At 42.5% G+C, this 19,418-nt stretch carries 19 protein-coding genes; 15 read left to right on the top strand and 4 right to left on the bottom strand.

What is annotated here, in order from left to right:
- The first annotated feature begins 26 nt into the window (after nt 1-26).
- The 8 genes from TZ92_RS01060 to TZ92_RS01025 all read left to right on the top strand — a co-directional run bounded on the left by TZ92_RS01060 (nt 27) and on the right by TZ92_RS01025 (nt 6,975).
- On the top strand, nt 27-635 hold the full coding sequence (locus TZ92_RS01060; protein WP_033630452.1) for a hypothetical protein: 609 nt from the start codon (nt 27-29) through the stop codon (nt 633-635).
- A gap of 137 nt (nt 636-772) precedes the next feature.
- Complete coding sequence (locus tag TZ92_RS01055) at nt 773-1,468, top strand: AzlC family ABC transporter permease (RefSeq protein ID WP_080702672.1); 696 nt, start codon at nt 773-775, stop codon at nt 1,466-1,468.
- Nucleotides 1,458-1,781, top strand: a complete 324-nt coding sequence (locus TZ92_RS01050) for an AzlD domain-containing protein (RefSeq protein ID WP_033630451.1) — start codon at nt 1,458-1,460, stop codon at nt 1,779-1,781. Before TZ92_RS01055 ends, TZ92_RS01050 begins: the two co-directional genes overlap by 11 nt.
- A gap of 102 nt (nt 1,782-1,883) precedes the next feature.
- Nucleotides 1,884-2,726, top strand: coding sequence for an amino acid ABC transporter substrate-binding protein (locus TZ92_RS01045; RefSeq protein WP_033630450.1), 843 nt, complete (start codon nt 1,884-1,886; stop codon nt 2,724-2,726).
- Between the two features lie 154 nt (nt 2,727-2,880).
- Nucleotides 2,881-3,735 (top strand): MetQ/NlpA family ABC transporter substrate-binding protein, encoded by an 855-nt coding sequence (locus TZ92_RS01040; protein WP_033630449.1) that lies wholly within the window; start codon nt 2,881-2,883, stop codon nt 3,733-3,735.
- Between the two features lie 118 nt (nt 3,736-3,853).
- Nucleotides 3,854-5,227, top strand: coding sequence for a M20 family metallopeptidase (locus tag TZ92_RS01035; RefSeq protein ID WP_033630448.1), 1,374 nt, complete (start codon nt 3,854-3,856; stop codon nt 5,225-5,227).
- On the top strand, nt 5,220-6,281 hold the full coding sequence (locus TZ92_RS01030) for a methionine ABC transporter ATP-binding protein (protein ID WP_033630447.1): 1,062 nt from the start codon (nt 5,220-5,222) through the stop codon (nt 6,279-6,281). The genes TZ92_RS01035 and TZ92_RS01030 overlap by 8 nt, the downstream gene beginning before the upstream one ends.
- Nucleotide 6,282: 1 nt before the next feature.
- Nucleotides 6,283-6,975 (top strand): methionine ABC transporter permease, encoded by a 693-nt coding sequence (locus TZ92_RS01025; RefSeq protein WP_000137507.1) that lies wholly within the window; start codon nt 6,283-6,285, stop codon nt 6,973-6,975.
- Nucleotides 6,976-7,003: 28 nt separating this feature from the next.
- On the opposite strand, the gene TZ92_RS01020 is transcribed toward TZ92_RS01025, so the two are convergent.
- Nucleotides 7,004-7,573 carry an MptD family putative ECF transporter S component gene (locus TZ92_RS01020; protein WP_033630446.1) on the bottom strand — a complete coding sequence of 190 codons (570 nt, stop codon included), beginning with the start codon at nt 7,571-7,573 and terminating at the stop codon, nt 7,004-7,006.
- A 133-nt stretch (nt 7,574-7,706) separates the two neighbouring features.
- On the opposite strand from TZ92_RS01020, the gene TZ92_RS01015 reads away from it, so the two are divergent.
- The 5 genes from TZ92_RS01015 (at nt 7,707) to nrdI (ending at nt 12,407) form a co-directional block, all read left to right on the top strand.
- Nucleotides 7,707-8,321, top strand: a complete 615-nt coding sequence (locus tag TZ92_RS01015; RefSeq protein WP_033584788.1) for a YesL family protein — start codon at nt 7,707-7,709, stop codon at nt 8,319-8,321.
- Nucleotides 8,299-9,969, top strand: coding sequence for a sensor histidine kinase (locus TZ92_RS01010; RefSeq protein ID WP_080702671.1), 1,671 nt, complete (start codon nt 8,299-8,301; stop codon nt 9,967-9,969). Before TZ92_RS01015 ends, TZ92_RS01010 begins: the two co-directional genes overlap by 23 nt.
- An 11-nt stretch (nt 9,970-9,980) precedes the next feature.
- A complete protein-coding gene (locus TZ92_RS01005) occupies nt 9,981-11,267 on the top strand; it encodes a response regulator transcription factor (RefSeq protein WP_033630445.1) in 1,287 nt (428 codons plus the stop codon).
- Between the two features lie 59 nt (nt 11,268-11,326).
- Complete coding sequence (locus tag TZ92_RS01000; RefSeq protein WP_033630443.1) at nt 11,327-11,860, top strand: ABC transporter permease; 534 nt, start codon at nt 11,327-11,329, stop codon at nt 11,858-11,860.
- Nucleotides 11,861-11,936: 76 nt separating this feature from the next.
- Nucleotides 11,937-12,407 carry a class Ib ribonucleoside-diphosphate reductase assembly flavoprotein NrdI gene (nrdI, locus tag TZ92_RS00995; protein ID WP_033630441.1) on the top strand — a complete coding sequence of 157 codons (471 nt, stop codon included), beginning with the start codon at nt 11,937-11,939 and terminating at the stop codon, nt 12,405-12,407.
- A gap of 80 nt (nt 12,408-12,487) precedes the next feature.
- Here nrdI and TZ92_RS00990 read toward each other — a convergent pair whose 3' ends face one another.
- From TZ92_RS00990 to argS, 3 genes are all read right to left on the bottom strand, one after another.
- Nucleotides 12,488-13,750 (bottom strand): NRAMP family divalent metal transporter, encoded by a 1,263-nt coding sequence (locus TZ92_RS00990; protein WP_033630440.1) that lies wholly within the window; start codon nt 13,748-13,750, stop codon nt 12,488-12,490.
- A 198-nt stretch (nt 13,751-13,948) separates the two neighbouring features.
- The gene (locus tag TZ92_RS00985) at nt 13,949-14,194 is read right to left on the bottom strand and encodes a hypothetical protein (protein WP_033630439.1); all 246 of its coding nucleotides are present in this window, start codon (nt 14,192-14,194) and stop codon (nt 13,949-13,951) included.
- Nucleotides 14,195-14,523: 329 nt separating this feature from the next.
- Nucleotides 14,524-16,215: an arginine--tRNA ligase gene (argS, locus tag TZ92_RS00980; protein WP_033630438.1), complete on the bottom strand. Its 1,692-nt coding sequence runs from the start codon at nt 16,213-16,215 to the stop codon at nt 14,524-14,526.
- 154 nt (nt 16,216-16,369) lie between these two features.
- Here argS and argR point away from each other — a divergent pair, with 154 nt between their 5' ends.
- Together argR and mutS are read left to right on the top strand one after the other, a co-directional pair.
- Nucleotides 16,370-16,816, top strand: a complete 447-nt coding sequence (gene argR, locus TZ92_RS00975) for an arginine repressor (protein WP_001231483.1) — start codon at nt 16,370-16,372, stop codon at nt 16,814-16,816.
- Between the two features lie 50 nt (nt 16,817-16,866).
- Nucleotides 16,867-19,401 (top strand): DNA mismatch repair protein MutS, encoded by a 2,535-nt coding sequence (gene mutS / locus TZ92_RS00970; RefSeq protein WP_033630437.1) that lies wholly within the window; start codon nt 16,867-16,869, stop codon nt 19,399-19,401.
- The last annotated feature ends 17 nt before the right edge of the window (nt 19,402-19,418 follow it).

Raw genomic sequence — 19,418 nt, 5'->3', positions numbered from 1 at the left:
ATAGACTTTTTTTGTATAGTAGAAATATGAAATTTACAAAAATAATCAGTGGTTTGCTTGTTATTGGAGCTTTACTCATGCTTTTATCAGCTTGCCAGAATATCAAAAAGACACAACTGGTCTTGTTTGAATCCCTTTCGTTCGGTATGTCTCCTAAATCTTTTGAAGAAGTATTGGGAAAGGCTAGCGAGGTAGAGGAAGAAAAGGAAACGGCCTATCGCGACACTTGGCGTGCAGAAGACCCATATTTCTATAAAACAGGTCGCCTTTTCTATCACTATGAGCAGATTACTTTGAAAGGCTATCCAGGCCGAGCGACCTTTACATTTTCAAAATCGCATCGTTTGGAAACAGTAGCGGCTTATTTTCCCGTTACCTCAAAAGCTGAGCAGCAAGCATTGCTTGATAACTTATCCCAGACTGTAAAAAAAGAACTGGAAGAACTCCCAGATTACCAGTCCATGACAACTGAGACAGTAGGCATCTATGATGACGGTTATCGCTACAAGGTCAAGTTAAAAGGACAACAGTGGGAACTCTGGATCGATGTCTATCCAACAGAAAATAAATATGCTACAGACACAGAAACCGATAAGTATACTATCCGAGTGGATCAATTTCTCATGTATCCATGATGCTTCCTCTTCAGCACTTTTTGCTGGCAATAGGTTTCGAATCCGAAACTTTTTTCTCTTCTTTGAATATGTTATAATAGTCCTTGCTGTGGCTGTGATGATGAACAGCCTCAATTGGAGAAAATATGAGGAGAAGGATGAAAGAAAAAGGATTTTGGGAAGGTGTTCAGGCGGCCATGCCGACTGCTCTTGGCTATGTCAGCATTGGTCTGGCTTGTGGGATTATTGGCGCGCCCTATGTGACACCGGTTGAGATGGGCTTGATGAGCCTCTTTGTTTATGCTGGGAGCGCCCAGTTTGCCATGTTGGCACTGATTGCGGTACAAGCGCCTGTGGCAGCTATTGCTATGACGGTCTTTTTGATCAACTTGCGACTCTTTTTGCTGAGCTTGCATGCATCGACTTATTTCCGTCATACTAGTCTCTGGCAAAATATCGGTATGTCCAGTCTCCTGACAGATGAGACCTATGGGGTTTTGATGGGAGAATTAGCCCATACAGACAAGGTCCATCCTATGTGGATGCACGGGAACAATCTCAATAGTTATGTAGCCTGGTTTATTGGGACAGTGGCGGGGACAGCTTTAGGTGGGCTTCTTCCAAATCCTGAGGTCTTTGGCTTGGACTTTGCCCTTGTTGGGATGTTTATTGGGATTTTTACTTCGCAATTTCAGATTATGCAAAGACGGGTTCCTGTCCGCAATCTGCTGCGGATCCTAGCCGTTGTTGCGCTGTCTTTCTTTTTGCTTTTGACAGTGGTGTCTCAGTCGCTAGCTGTTTTGTTTGCGACCTTGCTAGGTTGTACTATGGGGGTGGTCTTAGATGGTCAGTAAATATCTTTTGTTAGCCGTTATCTTTTCAGGCCTAGTGACTTGGATTCCCCGTATGATTCCCTTCATCTTGGTCAAGTATAAGGGCTTGCCTGCTATCGTTGAGCGGTTTTTGAAGTTCTTGCCTGTTTCTATTATCTTTGCCTTGATCCTTTCAAGCGTAGTGACCGGAAAGGCTGGCAGCCTTCCTCAGATCAAATGGCTGGACTTTTTAGCAGTCTTTCCAACGGCTTGGGTAGCCTTTCGCTACCGCAATCTAGTGGGTACGGTTCTTTTTGGGGTAGTCTTGATTGCAGTCTTGCGTCTGGTCTTTTAGTCAGCCATAAAAAAAAACTATCACAGAGATAGATATCTTATAATGGCGTAAATTCCTTTTTTCTGTTAAGATAATACAGTATTCTATTTTGGAGGAAATGACATGAAAAAAATCGTCAAATATTCATCTCTTGCTGCTCTAGGGCTTGTTGCCGCAGGTGTACTAGCAGCTTGCTCAGGCGGAGATAAGAAAGATACTGCAACTAGCGAAGCAACATCTGGTAAAAAAGAAATCGTCGTAGCAACCAATGCTACACCAAAACCATTCAACTATGAAGAAAATGGCGAATTGACTGGTTACGAGATTGAAGTGGTTCGCGCTATCTTTAAAGATTCTGACAAGTATACTGTCAAGTTTGAGAAGACAGAGTGGTCAGGTGTTTTTGCAGGACTTGACGCTGACCGTTACCAAATGGCTGTTAGCAACATCAGCTACACTAAAGAACGTGCTGAAAAATACCTTTATGCAGCTCCAACTGCTAAAAACCCTAACGTTCTTGTAGTGAAAAAAGATGACTCTAGCATCAAATCGTTTGATGATATCGGTGGAAAATCAACAGAAGTTGTTCAAGGAACAACATCTGCTAAACAGCTAGAAGACTACAACAAACAACACTCAGATAACCCAACTATCCTTAACTACGTTAAAGGGGACTTCCAACAAATCATGGTACGTTTGAGTGATGGCCGATTTGACTACAAGATTTTTAATAAAATCGGTGTAGAGACAGTCATCAAGGACCAAGGTTTGGATAACTTGAAAGTTATCGAACTTCCAAGCGACCAACAACCTTACGTATACCCACTTCTTGCTAAAGGTCAAGATGAGTTGAAATCATTTGTAGACAAACGTATCCAAGAACTCTACAAAGACGGAACTCTTGAAAAATTGTCTAAACAGTTCTTCGGAGACACTTATCTCCCAGCAGAAGCTGATATTAAATAGTCGTATGAAATCATCCAGTCTGAGAAAGGCGGATGATTTCTCAATTTTTAGGTATATAGTTTCAAACTATATGTCTGCCTATCTAATAACAATTTGCTAAATCAAATAAAGTATGAGATACTATTACGGTATTATTTTTAAAGGAGAAAGAATCATGAAAATTAAAAAATGGCTCGGTGTAGCAGCTCTTGCTACAGTCGCAGGTTTGGCTCTTGCAGCTTGCGGAAATTCAGAAAAGAAAGCAGACAACGAAACAGTTGTCAAAATTGCAACAGTTAACCGTAGCGGTTCTGAAGAAGCACGTTGGGATAAAATCCAAGAATTGGTTGAAAAAGATGGAATTAAATTGGAATTCACAGAATTCACAGACTATTCACAACCAAACAAGGCAACTGCTGATGGCGAAGTAGACTTGAATGCTTTCCAACACTACAACTTCTTGAATAACTGGAATAAAGAAAACGGGAAAGACCTTGTAGCGATTGCAGATACCTATATCTCACCAATCCGCCTTTACTCAGGTAAAAATGGGAAAGAAAACAAGTACACCAAAGTGGAAGAAATCCCAGATAACGGTGAAATCGCCGTACCAAACGATGCAACAAACGAAAGCCGTGCGCTTTACTTGCTTCAATCAGCTGGTTTGATCAAATTGGATGTTTCTGGAACTGCACTTGCAACAGTTGCGAACATTACAGAAAATCCAAAGAACTTGAAGATTACTGAATTGGACGCTAGCCAAACAGCACGTTCATTGTCATCAGTTGATGCTGCCGTTGTAAACAATACCTTCGTTACAGAAGCAAAATTGGACTACAAGAAAGCACTCTTCAAAGAACAAGCTGATGAAAACTCAAAACAATGGTACAACATCATTGTTGCGAAAAAAGATTGGGAATCATCACCTAAGGCTGATGCCATCAAGAAAATTATCGCAGCTTACCACACTGATGAAGTGAAAAAAGTTATCGAAGAAACATCAGACGGTTTGGACCAACCAGTTTGGTAATAAGACACAGGGAGGTGGGAGAGAGTTTCCACCTCTTACTTTTGTATAGAGAGTTAATTTTAAAGAGGCACTTGTTGTCGTTTTGAGGACGCAAGTACGTAGTAGAAAGAGAGAGAAAATGGTTTTTCCTAGCGAACAAGAGCAGATTGAAAAATTTGAGAAGGATCATGTGGCCCAACATTATTTTGAAGTCTTGCGCACCTTGATTTCCAAGAAATCAGTTTTTGCCCAGCAGGTTGGACTCAAGGAAGTCGCAAACTATCTGGGTGAGATTTTCAAGCGTGTAGGAGCTGAAGTCGAGATTGATGAGACTTATACGGCTCCCTTTGTCATGGCGCATTTCAAGAGCTCGCGTCCGGATGCCAAGACCTTGATCTTCTATAATCACTATGACACCGTGCCAGCGGATGGCGACCAGGTGTGGACAGAGGATCCTTTTACCCTTTCTGTGCGAAATGGCTTTATGTATGGACGTGGGGTTGATGATGACAAGGGCCACATCACGGCTCGTTTGAGTGCTCTGAGAAAGTATATGCAGCACCATGATGACCTGCCTATCAATATCAGCTTTATCATGGAAGGGGCAGAGGAATCTGCTTCCATGGATCTAGATAAGTATTTAGAGAAACACGCGGACAAACTCCGTGGGGCAGATTTGTTAGTTTGGGAACAAGGGACCAAAAATGCCTTGGAACAGCTGGAAATTTCTGGCGGAAACAAAGGGATTGTGACCTTTGATGCTAAGGTAAAAAGTGCTGATGTGGATATCCACTCGAGTTATGGTGGTGTCGTGGAATCAGCTCCATGGTATCTTATCCAGGCTCTAAGTAGTCTACGTGCCGCAGATGGACGTATCTTAGTAGAAGGCTTGTATGAGGATGTTCAAGAGCCAAATGAACGAGAACTAGCCTTGGTAGATACCTATGCCCAACGCAATCCTGAGGAAATTAGTCGCATTTATGGCTTGGAATTGCCTCTCTTACAAGAGGATCGTGCAGCCTTTCTAAAACGTTTCTTTTTCGAGCCAGCCCTTAATATCGAAGGGATTCAGTCAGGTTATCAAGGGCAAGGGGTTAAAACGATTTTGCCAGCAGAAGCCAGTGCTAAGCTAGAGGTTCGTTTGGTTCCTGGCCTAGAACCGCATGATGTTCTGGAAAAAATTCGGAAACAGCTAGACAAAAATGGCTTTGATAAGGTAGAATTATACTATACCTTGGGAGAGATGAGTTATCGAAGCGATATGAGCGCGCCGGCCATTCTCAATGTGATCGAGTTGGCCAAGAAATTCTATCCACAGGGCGTTTCAGTCTTGCCGACCACAGCGGGGACAGGGCCCATGCATACGGTCTTTGATGCCTTAGAGATACCCATGGTGGCCTTCGGTCTAGGAAATGCCAATAGCCGAGACCACGGTGGAGATGAAAATGTGCGAATCGCCGATTACTACACCCATATTGAATTAGTAGAGGAGCTGATTAGAAGCTATGAGTAGAGATATTATCAAGTTAGAACAGATCGATGTGACTTTTCACCAAAAGAAGAGAACCATCACAGCGGTCAAGGATGTGACCATTCACATCCAAGAAGGGGATATTTACGGAATCGTTGGATATTCTGGAGCAGGGAAATCAACCCTTGTACGGGTGATTAACCTCTTGCAAAAACCATCTGCAGGGAAAATTACCATTGATGACGATGTGATTTTTGACGGTAAGGTCACTTTGACGGCGGAGCAGTTACGTCGGAAACGTCAAGATATCGGGATGATTTTCCAGCATTTCAACCTGATGAGTCAAAAGACAGCGGAGGAAAATGTAGCCTTTGCCCTCAAACACTCTGGACTCAGCAAGGAAGAAAAGAAAGCTAAAGTAGCTAAGTTGTTGAACTTGGTTGGCTTGGCAGATCGTGCTGAAAACTACCCTTCACAACTATCTGGAGGGCAAAAACAGCGTGTAGCCATTGCACGTGCCTTGGCCAATGATCCAAAAATCTTGATTTCAGATGAGTCAACTTCTGCCCTTGACCCTAAGACAACCAAGCAGATTTTGGCCTTGTTGCAAGATTTGAACCAAAAATTAGGTTTGACGGTTGTCTTGATTACGCATGAAATGCAGATTGTCAAAGACATTGCCAACCGTGTGGCGGTCATGCAGGATGGCCGTTTGATTGAAGAAGGAAGTGTTCTTGAAATCTTCTCAGACCCTAAACAACCTTTGACACAGGACTTTATCTCAACAGCTACAGGTATTGATGAAGCCATGGTCAAGATTGAGAAGCAAGAAATCGTAGAGCACTTGTCTGAGAACAGTATCTTAGTGCAACTCAAGTATGCAGGGGCTTCGACAGACGAACCGCTTTTGAATGAATTGTACAAACATTACCAAGTAACGGCCAATATCCTCTATGGAAATATCGAAATTCTTGATGGCACTCCTGTTGGAGAATTGGTTGTGGTCTTGTCAGGTGAAAAAGCAGCACTAGCAGGTGCTCAAGAAGCCATCCGTCAGGCTGGTGTGCAGTTAAAAGTATTGAAGGGAGGACAGTAAAATGACAGAGTTGATTCAAACTTACTTACCAAATGTCTACAAGATGGGCTGGGCTGGTCAGGCAGGCTGGGGAACGGCTATCTACCTAACTCTTTATATGACAGTTCTTTCCTTCATCATCGGAGGATTCTTGGGGCTCGTTGCAGGTCTGTTCCTCGTCTTGACAGCGCCAGGTGGTGTCTTGGAAAATAAGGTTATCTTTTGGATTTTAGACAAGATTACCTCCATTTTCCGTGCGGTTCCTTTCATCATCCTCTTGGCAATCATGTCGCCACTTTCTCACTTGATTGTCAAGACTAGTATCGGGCCAAATGCAGCCCTTGTCCCACTCTCTTTTGCGGTATTTGCCTTCTTTGCCCGTCAGGTGCAGGTCGTCTTGGCTGAGTTGGATGGTGGTGTGATTGAAGCAGCGCAGGCTAGTGGAGCGACTTTCTGGGATATCGTTGGGGTATACCTATCCGAAGGTCTTCCAGATTTGATTCGTGTGACGACTGTGACCTTGATTTCCCTTGTTGGGGAAACAGCTATGGCGGGAGCAGTTGGTGCTGGTGGTATCGGTAATGTGGCCATTGCCTATGGATTCAACCGTTACAATCACGATGTGACCATCTTGGCGACCATTATTATCATCTTGATTATCTTTACAATCCAGTTCTTGGGAGATTTCTTGACCAAGAAATTAAGTCATAAATAAAAAGAGCCGAAGGGCTCTTTTTTAGTGATTAGATTTTGTGTGTAAACTTTTTACTAATGGCTTGTCCAAGCAAAGCACCAATCAAGGCACAAAGGAGAATGCTTGCGACAAAGAGAAAAATTTTGTCTAGCTCTGGAGCGACCATGATACGGTCAATGTATTCCTGAGATTTTCCACGAGCGAGGAGAGCTGCCTCGTAGGATGCTGGATTGATCCACATGAGGAGGATAGGACCGCTTGTGCTAAAAGCAAAGACGAGGAAGGAGAAAAGATTTTTAATCTTATCCTGATAGTGGCCGAGGCGAGCGGTGGCATCTGCTGCAAGACCGCAGGCGATAGCTGGTAGAAAGGCTCCAGCGCCGTGTTTGCTAGCTAGGAAAAAGAGAGCCATAAAGAGCCCGAGAGTGGTAATGGCACCAAAACGAGGAACTTTTACCAGAAGAAACATGTAGACGCTACCCCCAACAAGGGCTGAAAAAGCCGGAGCATAGAACATATTGCCCGTTGAGTCAACCAAGTGATCAAGTACTACTCCAATCCCTAGACAGAGGAAATAAAGGACGACAGCTAAGAGGGTGGTTAAGATATTTTTCTTCATGAGTTTCTCCTTGATATAAACTAACAAAATCAATTGTATCACGCTTTTTGAGGATTGTAAATGGGAGTTCTATATTTTTGAAAACGTTTGAAATATGATATAATAGTTACATCGTTAGTTTAAGGAGAGTGGCATGGGGAAATTTCTAGAATTCGTCTTTAATCGTATCTTTTTGGGAATGATGACGACGGCTTATTTCTGGCTATTAACACTAGCAGGAGGAGTGATCTTTGGTTTGGCACCAGCTAGTGCAACTCTTATGAGTTTGTATGCGGAGCATGGTTATACCTATCGAGCATACCATTTGAAGGAAGCTTGGGAATTGTATAAGAGCAATTTTGTCAAGAGTAATCTGGCTTTCTATAGTTTTGTGTTTGTGGATCTTGTCCTAGTTTATGGTTTGTATCTTCTAGTTCAATTACCCCACCAGACGATTTTCCACCTCTTGGCGACCTTTCTCAATGTCCTTGTAGTCGCTCTTGTCTTTCTAGCCTATACTGTTTCCTTGAAACTTCAGGTGTATTTTGATTTATCCTACCAAAATACCTTGAAACTGTCCCTTATCGGGATTTTTATGAGCTTACCTGCGATTGCCAAGGTTTTACTCGGGTCCGCTCTTCTTGTAGGAGTTGGTTATTATATGCCTGCCTTGCTCTTTTTTGTAGGAATTGGAATGTGGCATTTCTTTATCAGTGATATGTTGGAACCTATTTATGAAAGTATCCATGAAAAATTGGCGGCAAAATAGAATGAAGCAGTTTTGGCTTCACTCTCTTTTACGGATTTATAGTTTGGTTATGATCGTGGTCATTGCCAGTTTTGCGATTATGCTATCGTATGCTGACTGGGACTCGCGTGAGAAGGAGGCCCAACGGGTTGCAGAACGTGTGACCACTCGGACAGTGAGTGAAGTGGAATACTATCACAGAGAGTCAACCCGACTTGCTCAGTCTTTGGTTGAAAATCAGGCCCGCATCGAAGGAATTTACAAGTATTTCAGTCTCAGCACACCAGACTACTTCTATTGGCAATTAGAGCGTAAAACTTCACCTTATATCTCGGTTTCTCTGTATGAAAATATTGATGACCTCTATGTTCGGAATGATTTTGTGACTGGAGTGGCTATTGTTCTTCAGGACTACAAGGAAGTCTATGTTTCGACTAGAGAAAAACGCAGTGGAGAGAAAATTCCTGCGGAGGATTTTAAGCCAACAGCCAATAGTTTTGCCATTCCTGTTTCCGATCCTGTGTCTGACAAGGATTTAGGAGTGATTTATATCTCCCTATCCCCAGATGTTTTACATGGCGCTATTGACAATACTCGGGGCCATATCCCAATGGCTGTAACAGTAACTTCGCCTTTTGAGACTGAGATGTTCCATATTGGGGAGAAGGTCTCAGCCGAGCGAGAAAACTGGTTTGTGGGTGTCACCTCTCATGGTTATCAGGTTCGAGTTGCTGTTCCTAAAAATTTTGTTCTTACAGGAACTTTGACGAGTTCAGCTGTCATTATTGGGCTAAGTATTCTCTTTATCATCATTTTGTACGTGACCCTTAGACAGACTTTTTCAAATTACCAAAAGCAGGTCGTAGACCTAGTTGATTCGATCGAGGTGATTGCTCAAGGAGAAGAAGGCCTTCGAATCGATACCTCTGAAAAAGACCAAGAGTTGCTTCTCATTGCAGAAACAACCAATGATATGTTGGATCGCCTGGAAAAAAATATCCATGATATCTATCAGCTAGAGCTCAGCCAAAAGGATGCCAATATGCGAGCCCTGCAGGCTCAAATCAATCCTCACTTTATGTACAATACTCTGGAGTTTTTACGGATGTATGCCGTCATGCAAAGTCAGGATGAACTGGCAGATATTATCTATGAATTTAGCAGCTTGTTACGCAACAATATCTCTGACGAGCGGGAAACGACCTTGAAGCAGGAGTTGGAATTTTGCCGAAAATATAGCTATCTCTGTATGGTGCGTTATCCTAAATCCATTGCCTATGGTTTCAAGATTGCACCAGAATTGGAAGAAATGAGGATTCCAAAATTTACACTCCAACCATTAGTAGAAAACTACTTTGCCCATGGTGTTGACCATCGCAGAACGGATAATGTCATCAGTATCAAAGCCTTGAAGGGCCAAGGCTTCGTTGAAATCCTAGTGGAAGACAATGGTCGGGGAATGCCCGCTGAGAAACTAGCTAGCTTGCAAGAAAAATTAGCTCAGAGAAGTTTTGAACACGAGGCAAGCTATAGTGGGGAGCGGCAATCAATTGGAATAGTAAATGTACACGAACGCTTTGTTCTCTACTTTGGGGATCGCTACCAAATCAGTGTAGAGTCAGCTGAGCAAGAGGGGGTTCGTTACCATATCACTATCCAGGATGAATAGAAAGGGTAGAAATGTATAAAGTTTTATTAGTAGACGATGAGTACATGGTGACAGAGGGGCTCAAGCGATTAATCCCCTTTGAAAAATGGGATATGCAAGTCGTCGCAACAGCTAATCACGCATATGATGCTTTGGACTATGTTAAGAAAAATCCAGTAGATGTGGTCATTTCCGATGTCAACATGCCAGATAAAACCGGACTTGAGATGATTAGGGAAATGAAAGAGCTACTTCCAGATACCTATTATATCTTGCTGTCTGGTTATCAGGAGTTTGACTACGTCAAAAAAGCCATGAACCTTAGTGTCGTGGATTATCTGGTCAAGCCAGTAGACAAGGTGGAGTTGGGCAATTTATTAGAAAAGATTGCGCAGCAGCTTCAGGAAAAGGTGGAGCAAAGTCAGACCCTCAGTCAAGAATTGGATGAGACAGGATTTACGAACTACCTGTCAGGTAAAGACAGCTGGTGGATTGGTCTATCCAAGGAAAAGCAGGGGTCTTTTACCATTCCTTACTATGTTTTGGGGCAAGACTGGCAGATTTTCATCTCTGATCAACCGCTAGATGGCATCGTCGTGACACCATTTGAAGCACCCTACCAGCAGTCCTTTGAGAATTGGAAGATCAACGCTGAAAAAGCCCTCTTCTACGGTTCTGTTAATCTAGAAAAATCCGAAAGTTTGTTTGCTTATTACGAGCCGATTTATCGGGTGATTATCCAAGGGAATATCAATCAAATCATCGAAGAATTAACCCTGCTAGAGAAGGTTGTTTTGAAGAATACCCCGCGCGTGGCCATCACAAAGCAGCTCTTTACCCAGTTTGTCATGGATGTCTTTCATTTGTTTGAACACCTAAAAGCAGATGATATGACCGAGATTGTAAAAGCTATTCATGCTATTAACACCTTTGAAGAATTGGTTGCCTATATCAAAGAAACCTTGACCAAGTTCTTTGGCCAGTATCGTATGAATGAAAATGTGGTCAGTGTTCTAGAGGTGATCGGCCGCGATTATCAAAAAGAGCTCTCACTTAAGGATATTAGCAAGGATCTCTTTATCAATCCTGTCTATCTCGGTCAGCTGATCAAGAGGGAAACCAACTCAACCTTTGCGGAATTGCTCAATAAACAGCGAATTAAGGCAGCGCAGCAACTCTTACTTTCGACCAGTGATAGTATCGAAGATATTTGCTATGCAGTTGGCTATAGTAATGTTGGATATTTCTACAAGGTTTTCCGTAAATTGTGCGGAAAATCACCGAAAGCTTATCGGAAACAAGTTGAAACCAGCTTGTAAAAGTTGTATTCCTGTACAAAAAATGCTATAATGTCCAAAAGGATTTATAGGAGGATAATATGAAAAAGAAACCAATTTATCTCTGGATTTTGTTAGTCCTGTCAGCACTTATTTCTGCTTCGTCATTATTTGGCATCTTGGGTCCAGTCCCTAGCAAGGAAGTTCTTCGTGCTAACCTATCTAATAGTGGGACCCTTACTGCTCAGCAAATAGAAGACACGGTTAACTATACTTACCAAGTAACAGCATCATCGCACTCAATTTTTAATATAGTTTTGATTGTTTTATCTGCTATTTTAGTTGTGGTAGCCTTTGTGTTCTTAGTTCGTAAAAATGTCCAATTTGCAAACTATGCTTATCTTGGCTATCTTTTGCTAGCGATTGTTGGTTTGGTCTATTCTTTTGTGAACATTCAAGATGCAGTTCAATTGATCAAAGATGATACCCTAGGCTTAGGAATAGGCGCATTAGCAAAAGGAACCGTTATTTTGTTCATGATTATCAATGTCCTCTTTTTAGCTTTAGTCTTTTACAAGATGTGGCGCCAGCAAAAAGATTTGGCTGAAGAAGCCGAAGCAGAGGAAGTTGCCTAAGTATTGACAAAAGAGAACTATCAAGTTACAATCTTGGTAGTTCTTTTACTATCCAAAAATAAAAATCGAGGTCAATATGAAAAAAATATCCGTAGTTTATATCAGTTTGAGCGGGAATACAGAGAGTTTTGTAACCCGACTTAAGGACTATCTCTTGTCCCAGCACGAAGGGATTGAGGTCCAAAAAATCCATATCAAGGATCTGGTCAAGGAAGGGAATGATTTCTTTGAGATGGACCATCCTTATGTCGCCTTTTTACCCACCTATCTGGAAGGTGGAAATGGTGTCGACAACGGCGATGTTGAGATTCTAACGACTCCAGTGGGCGACTTTATCGCTTATGGAGACAATGCTAGTAAGTGTTTTGGGGTAGTGGGTTCTGGTAACCGCAATTTTAACAATCAATACTGCCTGACAGCCAAGCAGTATAGCCAGCGCTTTGGCTTCCCGGTCCTAGCAGACTTTGAAATGCGTGGTATGCTGGGAGATATTAAAAAAGTCGCAGCGATTATCGCGGACTTGTATGAGTTAGAAACAGAAAAATAAAGTAGTACTGAGGGGCAGTTGAGATTTTCAGCTGCTTTTGAGTATGCAAAAGCACCCCCGTAAGGGTGCCATTTTATATACTATCCTGCTTTTCCGATGGCAAGTGCATAGATAAAGAAAATAGCAAAGCCAAAGAGGAAAATCAATCCTGCGATAGCGAGGAGTTTTAGCCAGGAAGGAAGATTTTTATTCTCACGTGTCACCAATACATAGTTTAAAAGAGCGAAGAATGGTGTTGTCAGGAAAGAACCGATCATGGCAAAGCGAAGCATGGTTGAAACTTGTCCAGCAAAGAATTTAATAATTACGATACCAATGATAGCGGTAATGGTCATCCAGATGTTCAAAGATTTACGAGTATCCTCTTTTTGACGAATCAAGAGTCGTAGCGATTCCTGATTGACACGAGAGTAGCCATCAATAACGGTGATGACCGTTCCAAAGATACAAAGAAAGGCGATAAAGGTAATCAAATAACGGGACCATTCTCCAAGAACAGAGGCATACATACCCACAAACTGAGAAATGTACTTAGCTGAAGCAGCTTCAACTGCCTGCCCGGTAGGATACTGAATCAGTGCTCCTAGTGCCACGAAGAATACAGCCAGAATAGCAGTTCCAATATAACCAACGTTAAAGTCGAAAAGGGCGTCCGCTGTATTAAAGTTGACGGTCTTTTTCTTTTCAGCAGACCAGAGTGAATTGATGGCAGAAATCTCAATAGGAGCAGGCATCCATCCTAAGAGGGAAACGATAAAAGGGAGTGCCGCCATTTGCCAAGGTGTCTTTTCGACAAAATCAGAGCTGTATTCTGGATGCTTAATTGCTGCAATGATAACTGCAAGAACTGTTGCAATGGTCAAAGCGGACATGATCCATTTTGCCATACCATCCAATAGTTTGTAGCCACCAAAGAGTAGCATGGCCCAAATGACTGCAACAAGGATAAGGGACCATTGAGTGATGCTAAGTCCAATCATTGGGAAGGCGCTAGCGATGATGGCTGAGCAAAGGATAGCGACTCCAGCTGTATTGACCATAGCAGAGAAGACATTGAGGACAAAGAAAATCCAGAGATAGAACTTGCCTTTTTCAGCGTAGCCTTCGACCAAGGTTTTACCAGTATCAGCAGTATATTCTGCACCAAAACGGAAAAATGGATATTTAAAAACATTGGCCAAGATAACCAATAGGAGTAGTGACCAACCATAAGAACCACCAGCTTGAGTAGAGGATACAATGTGAGAACCTCCAACGGCAGCAGAAGCCATCAGGATTCCTGGCCCCATTGCCTTTAGTTTGCTTGCCCAGGTTGACTGGTTTGATAACGTAACTTGTGACATAATAAACGCTCCTATTTTTGAATTTTCAGAATAATCTGAATAGATAGCTACTATTCTACAAAAAACTTAAAAGAAATGCAAGGCCATTTTGAAAAAATATAGAAAATTACAGAAAAATTTTACATGCATTAATGAAATTTCTCCAAGGGGAATATGGTAAGCCTAAAAAATCCGAGAAGAAAGCTTCTCGGATTTTGATTATTTCAATTGATCTGTGACGTCTTTTGAGAGCAACATTCCCAGATGGTAAGTTTTATTGATATATGCAATGACATCATTGATATTTTCAGTCGTGTGAATTTTCTCTTTGATGTCAGACCTAAATGTCTCGTCCTTCAAGAGTTGCTCTTGGTATAGTCTTTGAAGTCTTTCCTTCTCGTACTTATTGAGCAGAAAAAGGAAAACCAAGCTAAGTACAACGAGGATATAAGCATATTGGCTCATAGGAAATCTCCCAGTGTGATAAATAGTAAAAGTGAATAAATTGTTTCATTGAACAGCTGCAAGGCCGAACAAAATATAAATGTTATTTTGCTCAATCGTTCAGATTGCTTTCAAGTAATTTAAAAGATTACGACATGAGCCTAACCAAATCGATATTATTTGGTTAGGTGAATTAGTGAAGCGCCAAGCCAAATCACTATAGTTACGACGTCATGGCCTCTAAATCGATTATATTTAGGGGCCATGACTAGTGAAGCGCCAAGCCAAAGTCCGAATAGGCTTTGGCGTTAGTTACTTAGATTGCTCTGCAATCAAGTAACTTCGGCGATTTACATCTTCTCCGGTGCTTCTACTCCGAGCAAACGAAGAGCTTCTTTGAGGACGACTGCGGTTGCGTAGCTGAGGGCTAGACGGCTGTCGCGCTCAGGACTTTCATCTAGGATGCGTGTATGTGCATAATATTTGTTAAAGGCTTGAGCTAAACTAATCGCAAATTTCGCAATGATAGAAGGTTCAAAGTTATCTGCTGCACGATTGATAATACGCGGGAAGTCTTGGAGTAGTTTAATGATTTCCCAGCTTTCGGCATCATTCAGGCTGTAGTTGCCCGCTGTATCTGGTTTGAAATCGGCTTTACGCAAGATAGATTGGATACGAGCGTAGGCGTATTGAACGTAAGGTCCAGTTTCCCCTTCAAAGGATACCATAGCTTCAAGGTCGAAGTCATATCCATTTGTACGGTCGGTCTTAAGATCATAGAACTTGATAGCCCCAACTCCAACAGCGTGGGCAACTTGGTCTTTATTTTCTAACTCAGGATTTTTCGCCTCGATTTGGGCCTTGGCACGACTAACAGCCTCTGCAATAGTAGGCTCTAGCAAGATGACATTTCCTTTACGAGTAGAGAGTTTGTTACCTTCTTTTGTTACCAATCCAAACGGAACATGGACAATGTCTTGGCTCCAATCGTAGCCCATCTCTTGTAGTACTGCCTTGAGTTGTTTGAAGTGGGCAGATTGCTCTTGACCAACAACATAGATAGATTTTGCAAATTGGTATTCGTTTTTACGGTAAAGGGCTGCAGCCAAGTCACGTGTGATATAGAGAGTTGCACCATCAGATTTTTTGATAAGGGCTGGATGTTCAATTCCATATTTCTCAAGATTGACAACTTGGGCTCCTTCTGACTCAACAAGAAGTCCTTTTTCAGCGAGGATGTCTACAACAGCATCCATCTTATCGTTGTAAAAGGCTTCCCCGTTGTAGCTGTCAAATTCGACTTGCAATTCATTGTAAAGGCGGTTGAATTCCACTAAACTTTCATCACGGAACCATTGCCAGAGAGCGAGGGCTTCCTCATCTCCATTCTCCAGTTTACGGAACCATTCGCGTGCTTCTTCATCCAAGCTAGGGTCTTTTTCAGCTTCAGCATTAATGCGAACGTAGAGTTTAAGAAGTTCATCGATTGGATGCGCTTTAACGGCTTCCTCATTTCCCCATTTTTTGTAGGCGACAATCAGCATCCCAAACTGTTTGCCCCAGTCTCCCAAATGATTGACCTTGACTGTTTGATAACCGATTTTTTGGAAAATATGTGACAAGCTATCTCCGATAACTGTTGAACGCAAGTGCCCAATAGAGAATGGTTTAGCGATATTGGGACTAGACATGTCGATAACGACATTTTCTTGCTTGCCAATGGTTTGGTCGGCATAGTGCTCTTTTTCAGTGATAACATCCTGTAATACTTGAGCCGAAATAGCACTTTTATCAAGGAAAAAGTTGACGTAAGGTCCAGTAGCAACAACCTTTTCAAAGGCTTGACTATTGATTTTTTCAGCAATATCTGCTGCAATCATTTGCGGAGCTTTACGCTCGACCTTTGCAAGAGAAAAGGCAGGGAAGGCGATGTCTCCCATTTCTGAGTTTTTAGGTGTTTCCAGTAAATTTAAAATAGCCTCTTGATCCAGGCTATCAATGACGCTAGCCAACTCGCTAGCAATCAATTCTTTTGTATTCATAAGGGCTCCTTTTGGGCTTTTTTACTATTTTAACACAATTTACTACATTTTTTGAGAAAGAAAAGAATTTTTTTGAATTATCTAGTTTTTTTGGTATAATGTAGTTATAAAATAAATGTAAAACTTGTTATAAATATTCACTTAAGAGGATAATATGAGAAAAAGAGAACGGCATCAGTTGATTAAAAAGATGATCACCGAAGAAAAACTTGGGACACAAAAAGAGATTCAAGATCGTTTAGAAGCTCGTAATGTTTATGTGACACAAACGACTTTGTCGCGTGATTTGCGTGAAATCGGCTTGACCAAGGTTAAGAAAAATGATATGGTGTATTATGTACTAGCAAATGAGACAGATAAGATTGATTTAGTTGAGTTTTTGTCTCATCATTTAGAAGGAGTTGCAAGAGCAGAGTTCACCTTGGTACTGCATACCAAACTTGGGGAAGCTGCAGTCTTAGCAAACATTGTAGATGCAAACAAGGATGAATGGATTTTAGGAACGGTTGCTGGTGCTAATACCTTATTGGTTATTTGTCGAGACCAGCACGTTGCCAAGCTGATGGAAGATCGTTTGCTAGATTTGATGAAAGATAAATAAGGTCTTGGGAGTTGCTCTCAAGACTTATTTTTAGCAAGGAGAGACGAAAAATGGCAACAGAAAAGCTATCACCCGGCATGCAACAGTATGTGGATATTAAGAAACAATACCCAGATGCTTTTTTGCTTTTTCGAATGGGTGATTTTTACGAGTTGTTCTATGAAGATGCAATTAATGCAGCACAAATTTTAGAAATTTCCTTAACAAGTCGGAATAAAAATGCAGAAAATCCGATACCCATGGCGGGCGTCCCCTATCATTCTGCCCAACAGTATATCGATGTTCTGATTGAACAGGGCTATAAAGTTGCCATTGCCGAACAGATGGAAGATCCCAAACAAGCGGTCGGAGTTGTCAAGCGAGAGGTGGTCCAGGTCATCACACCTGGAACGGTCGTTGATAGCAGTAAGCCGGATAGTCAGAATAATTTCTTGGTTTCCTTAGATCGTGATGGCAATCAATTTGGTCTGGCTTATATGGATCTGGTGACAGGTGATTTCTATGTGACGGGGCTATTGGATTTCACGTTGGTTTGTGGGGAAATTCGCAATCTCAAGGCTCGAGAAGTGGTGCTGGGTTATGACTTGTCTGAGGAAGAAGAACAAATCCTCAGCCGCCAGATGAATCTGGTGCTTTCTTATGAGAAGGAAGGCTTTGAGGACCTTCATTTACTGGATCCACGACTGGCAGCTGTGGAGCAAGCGGCAGCTAGTAAGCTGCTCCAGTATGTTCACCGGACCCAGATGCGGGAATTGAACCACCTCAAACCAGTTATCCGCTATGAAATCAAAGATTTCTTACAGATGGATTATGCGACCAAGACTAGTCTGGATTTGGTTGAGAATGCCCGCTCAGGCAAGAAGCAAGGCAGTCTTTTCTGGCTTTTAGATGAAACCAAGACGGCTATGGGCATGCGGCTCTTGCGTTCTTGGATTCATCGTCCTTTGATTGATAAGGAGCGAATCGTCCAACGTCAAGAGGTGGTGCAGGTCTTTCTTGACCACTTCTTTGAGCGCAGCGATTTAACGGACAGTCTCAAAGGTGTTTATGACATCGAACGTTTGGCTAGTCGGGTTTCTTTTGGCAAAACCAATCCCAAGGATCTCTTGCAGTTGGCGACCACCTTATCTAGTGTGCCACGGATTCGTGCGATTTTAGAAGGGATGGAGCAACCTGCCCTGGCCTATCTCATCGCACAGCTGGATGCCATTCCGGAGTTGGAGAGCTTGATTAGCGCTGCCATTGCTCCTGAAGCTCCTCATGTGATTACGGAAGGTGGCATTATCCGTACGGGATTTGATGAGACCTTAGACAAGTACCGTCGTGTGCTTAGAGAAGGGACTAGCTGGATTGCTGAGATTGAGGCAAAAGAGAGAGAAAACTCTGGCATCAGCACGCTCAAGATTGACTACAATAAAAAAGATGGCTACTATTTCCATGTGACTAATTCGCAACTGGGAAATGTGCCAGCCCACTTTTTCCGCAAGGCAACGCTGAAAAACTCAGAACGCTTTGGTACTGAGGAATTGGCCCGTATCGAGGGGGATATGCTGGAGGCGCGTGAGAAGTCAGCTAATCTAGAGTACGAAATCTTTATGCGTATCCGTGAGGAAGTCAGCAAGTATATCCAGCGCTTGCAGGCTCTAGCCCAAGGAATTGCGACAGTTGATGTCTTGCAAAGTCTAGCAGTTGTGGCTGAAACCCAGCATTTGATCAGACCTGAGTTCGGAGACGACTCACAAATCACTATCCAGAAAGGTCGCCATGCTGTCGTCGAAAAGGTTATGGGAGCGCAGACCTACATTCCAAACAGTATCCAGATGTCAGAAGATATCAGCATTCAACTGATTACGGGACCCAACATGAGCGGGAAGTCCACCTACATGCGCCAGTTAGCTATGACGGCGGTTATGGCCCAGCTAGGCTCGTATGTGCCGGCAGAAAGCGCCCATTTGCCTATCTTCGATGCTATCTTTACCCGTATCGGAGCAGCAGATGACTTGGTTTCAGGTCAATCAACCTTTATGGTGGAGATGATGGAGGCCAACAATGCCATTTCGCATGCGACCAAGGACTCCTTGATTCTCTTTGATGAATTGGGACGCGGAACTGCAACTTATGACGGAATGGCTCTGGCCCAATCCATCATCGAATACATCCATGAACATATCGGAGCCAAAACCCTCTTTGCGACCCACTACCATGAGTTGACCAGTCTGGAGTCTAGCTTGGAACACTTGGTCAATGTCCACGTGGCAACCTTAGAACAGGATGGACAGGTTACCTTCCTTCACAAGATTGAACCAGGTCCAGCTGATAAATCCTACGGTATCCATGTTGCTAAGATCGCTGGCTTACCAGGAGAACTTTTAGCAAGAGCGGATAAGATTTTAACGCAACTGGAGAGTCAGGGACAAGAAAGCCCAGCTCCGATGAGGCAAACTAGCGCCGTCACGGAACAGATTTCTCTCTTTGAAACGCCAGCAGAAAATCCTATCCTAGCAGAATTAGCTAAACTAGATGTTTACAACATGACACCTATGCAGGCTATGAATGTCTTAGTTGAGTTCAAACAAAAATTATAAAAAGAATCCCACTCATG

This window comes from Streptococcus oralis subsp. oralis (genome assembly GCF_000960035.1).
Classification (GTDB): Bacteria; Bacillota; Bacilli; order Lactobacillales; family Streptococcaceae; genus Streptococcus; species Streptococcus oralis_G.
This window is presented reverse-complemented; position numbering and strand designations above follow the sequence as displayed.

Coding starts and splice junctions, on each gene's coding strand:
- mutS (WP_033630437.1), top strand. CDS start 16,867: ATGGCAACAGAAAAGCTATCACCCGGCATGCAACAGTATGTGGATATT.
- TZ92_RS01040 (WP_033630449.1), top strand. CDS start 2,881: ATGAAAATTAAAAAATGGCTCGGTGTAGCAGCTCTTGCTACAGTCGCA.
- TZ92_RS00985 (WP_033630439.1), bottom strand. CDS start 14,194: ATGAGCCAATATGCTTATATCCTCGTTGTACTTAGCTTGGTTTTCCTT.
- TZ92_RS01005 (WP_033630445.1), top strand. CDS start 9,981: ATGTATAAAGTTTTATTAGTAGACGATGAGTACATGGTGACAGAGGGG.
- TZ92_RS01050 (WP_033630451.1), top strand. CDS start 1,458: ATGGTCAGTAAATATCTTTTGTTAGCCGTTATCTTTTCAGGCCTAGTG.
- TZ92_RS01000 (WP_033630443.1), top strand. CDS start 11,327: ATGAAAAAGAAACCAATTTATCTCTGGATTTTGTTAGTCCTGTCAGCA.
- TZ92_RS00990 (WP_033630440.1), bottom strand. CDS start 13,750: ATGTCACAAGTTACGTTATCAAACCAGTCAACCTGGGCAAGCAAACTA.
- TZ92_RS01045 (WP_033630450.1), top strand. CDS start 1,884: ATGAAAAAAATCGTCAAATATTCATCTCTTGCTGCTCTAGGGCTTGTT.
- argR (WP_001231483.1), top strand. CDS start 16,370: ATGAGAAAAAGAGAACGGCATCAGTTGATTAAAAAGATGATCACCGAA.
- argS (WP_033630438.1), bottom strand. CDS start 16,215: ATGAATACAAAAGAATTGATTGCTAGCGAGTTGGCTAGCGTCATTGAT.
- TZ92_RS01010 (WP_080702671.1), top strand. CDS start 8,299: ATGAAAAATTGGCGGCAAAATAGAATGAAGCAGTTTTGGCTTCACTCT.
- TZ92_RS01035 (WP_033630448.1), top strand. CDS start 3,854: ATGGTTTTTCCTAGCGAACAAGAGCAGATTGAAAAATTTGAGAAGGAT.
- TZ92_RS01015 (WP_033584788.1), top strand. CDS start 7,707: ATGGGGAAATTTCTAGAATTCGTCTTTAATCGTATCTTTTTGGGAATG.
- TZ92_RS01025 (WP_000137507.1), top strand. CDS start 6,283: ATGACAGAGTTGATTCAAACTTACTTACCAAATGTCTACAAGATGGGC.
- TZ92_RS01055 (WP_080702672.1), top strand. CDS start 773: ATGAAAGAAAAAGGATTTTGGGAAGGTGTTCAGGCGGCCATGCCGACT.
- TZ92_RS01020 (WP_033630446.1), bottom strand. CDS start 7,573: ATGAAGAAAAATATCTTAACCACCCTCTTAGCTGTCGTCCTTTATTTC.
- TZ92_RS01030 (WP_033630447.1), top strand. CDS start 5,220: ATGAGTAGAGATATTATCAAGTTAGAACAGATCGATGTGACTTTTCAC.
- nrdI (WP_033630441.1), top strand. CDS start 11,937: ATGAAAAAAATATCCGTAGTTTATATCAGTTTGAGCGGGAATACAGAG.
- TZ92_RS01060 (WP_033630452.1), top strand. CDS start 27: ATGAAATTTACAAAAATAATCAGTGGTTTGCTTGTTATTGGAGCTTTA.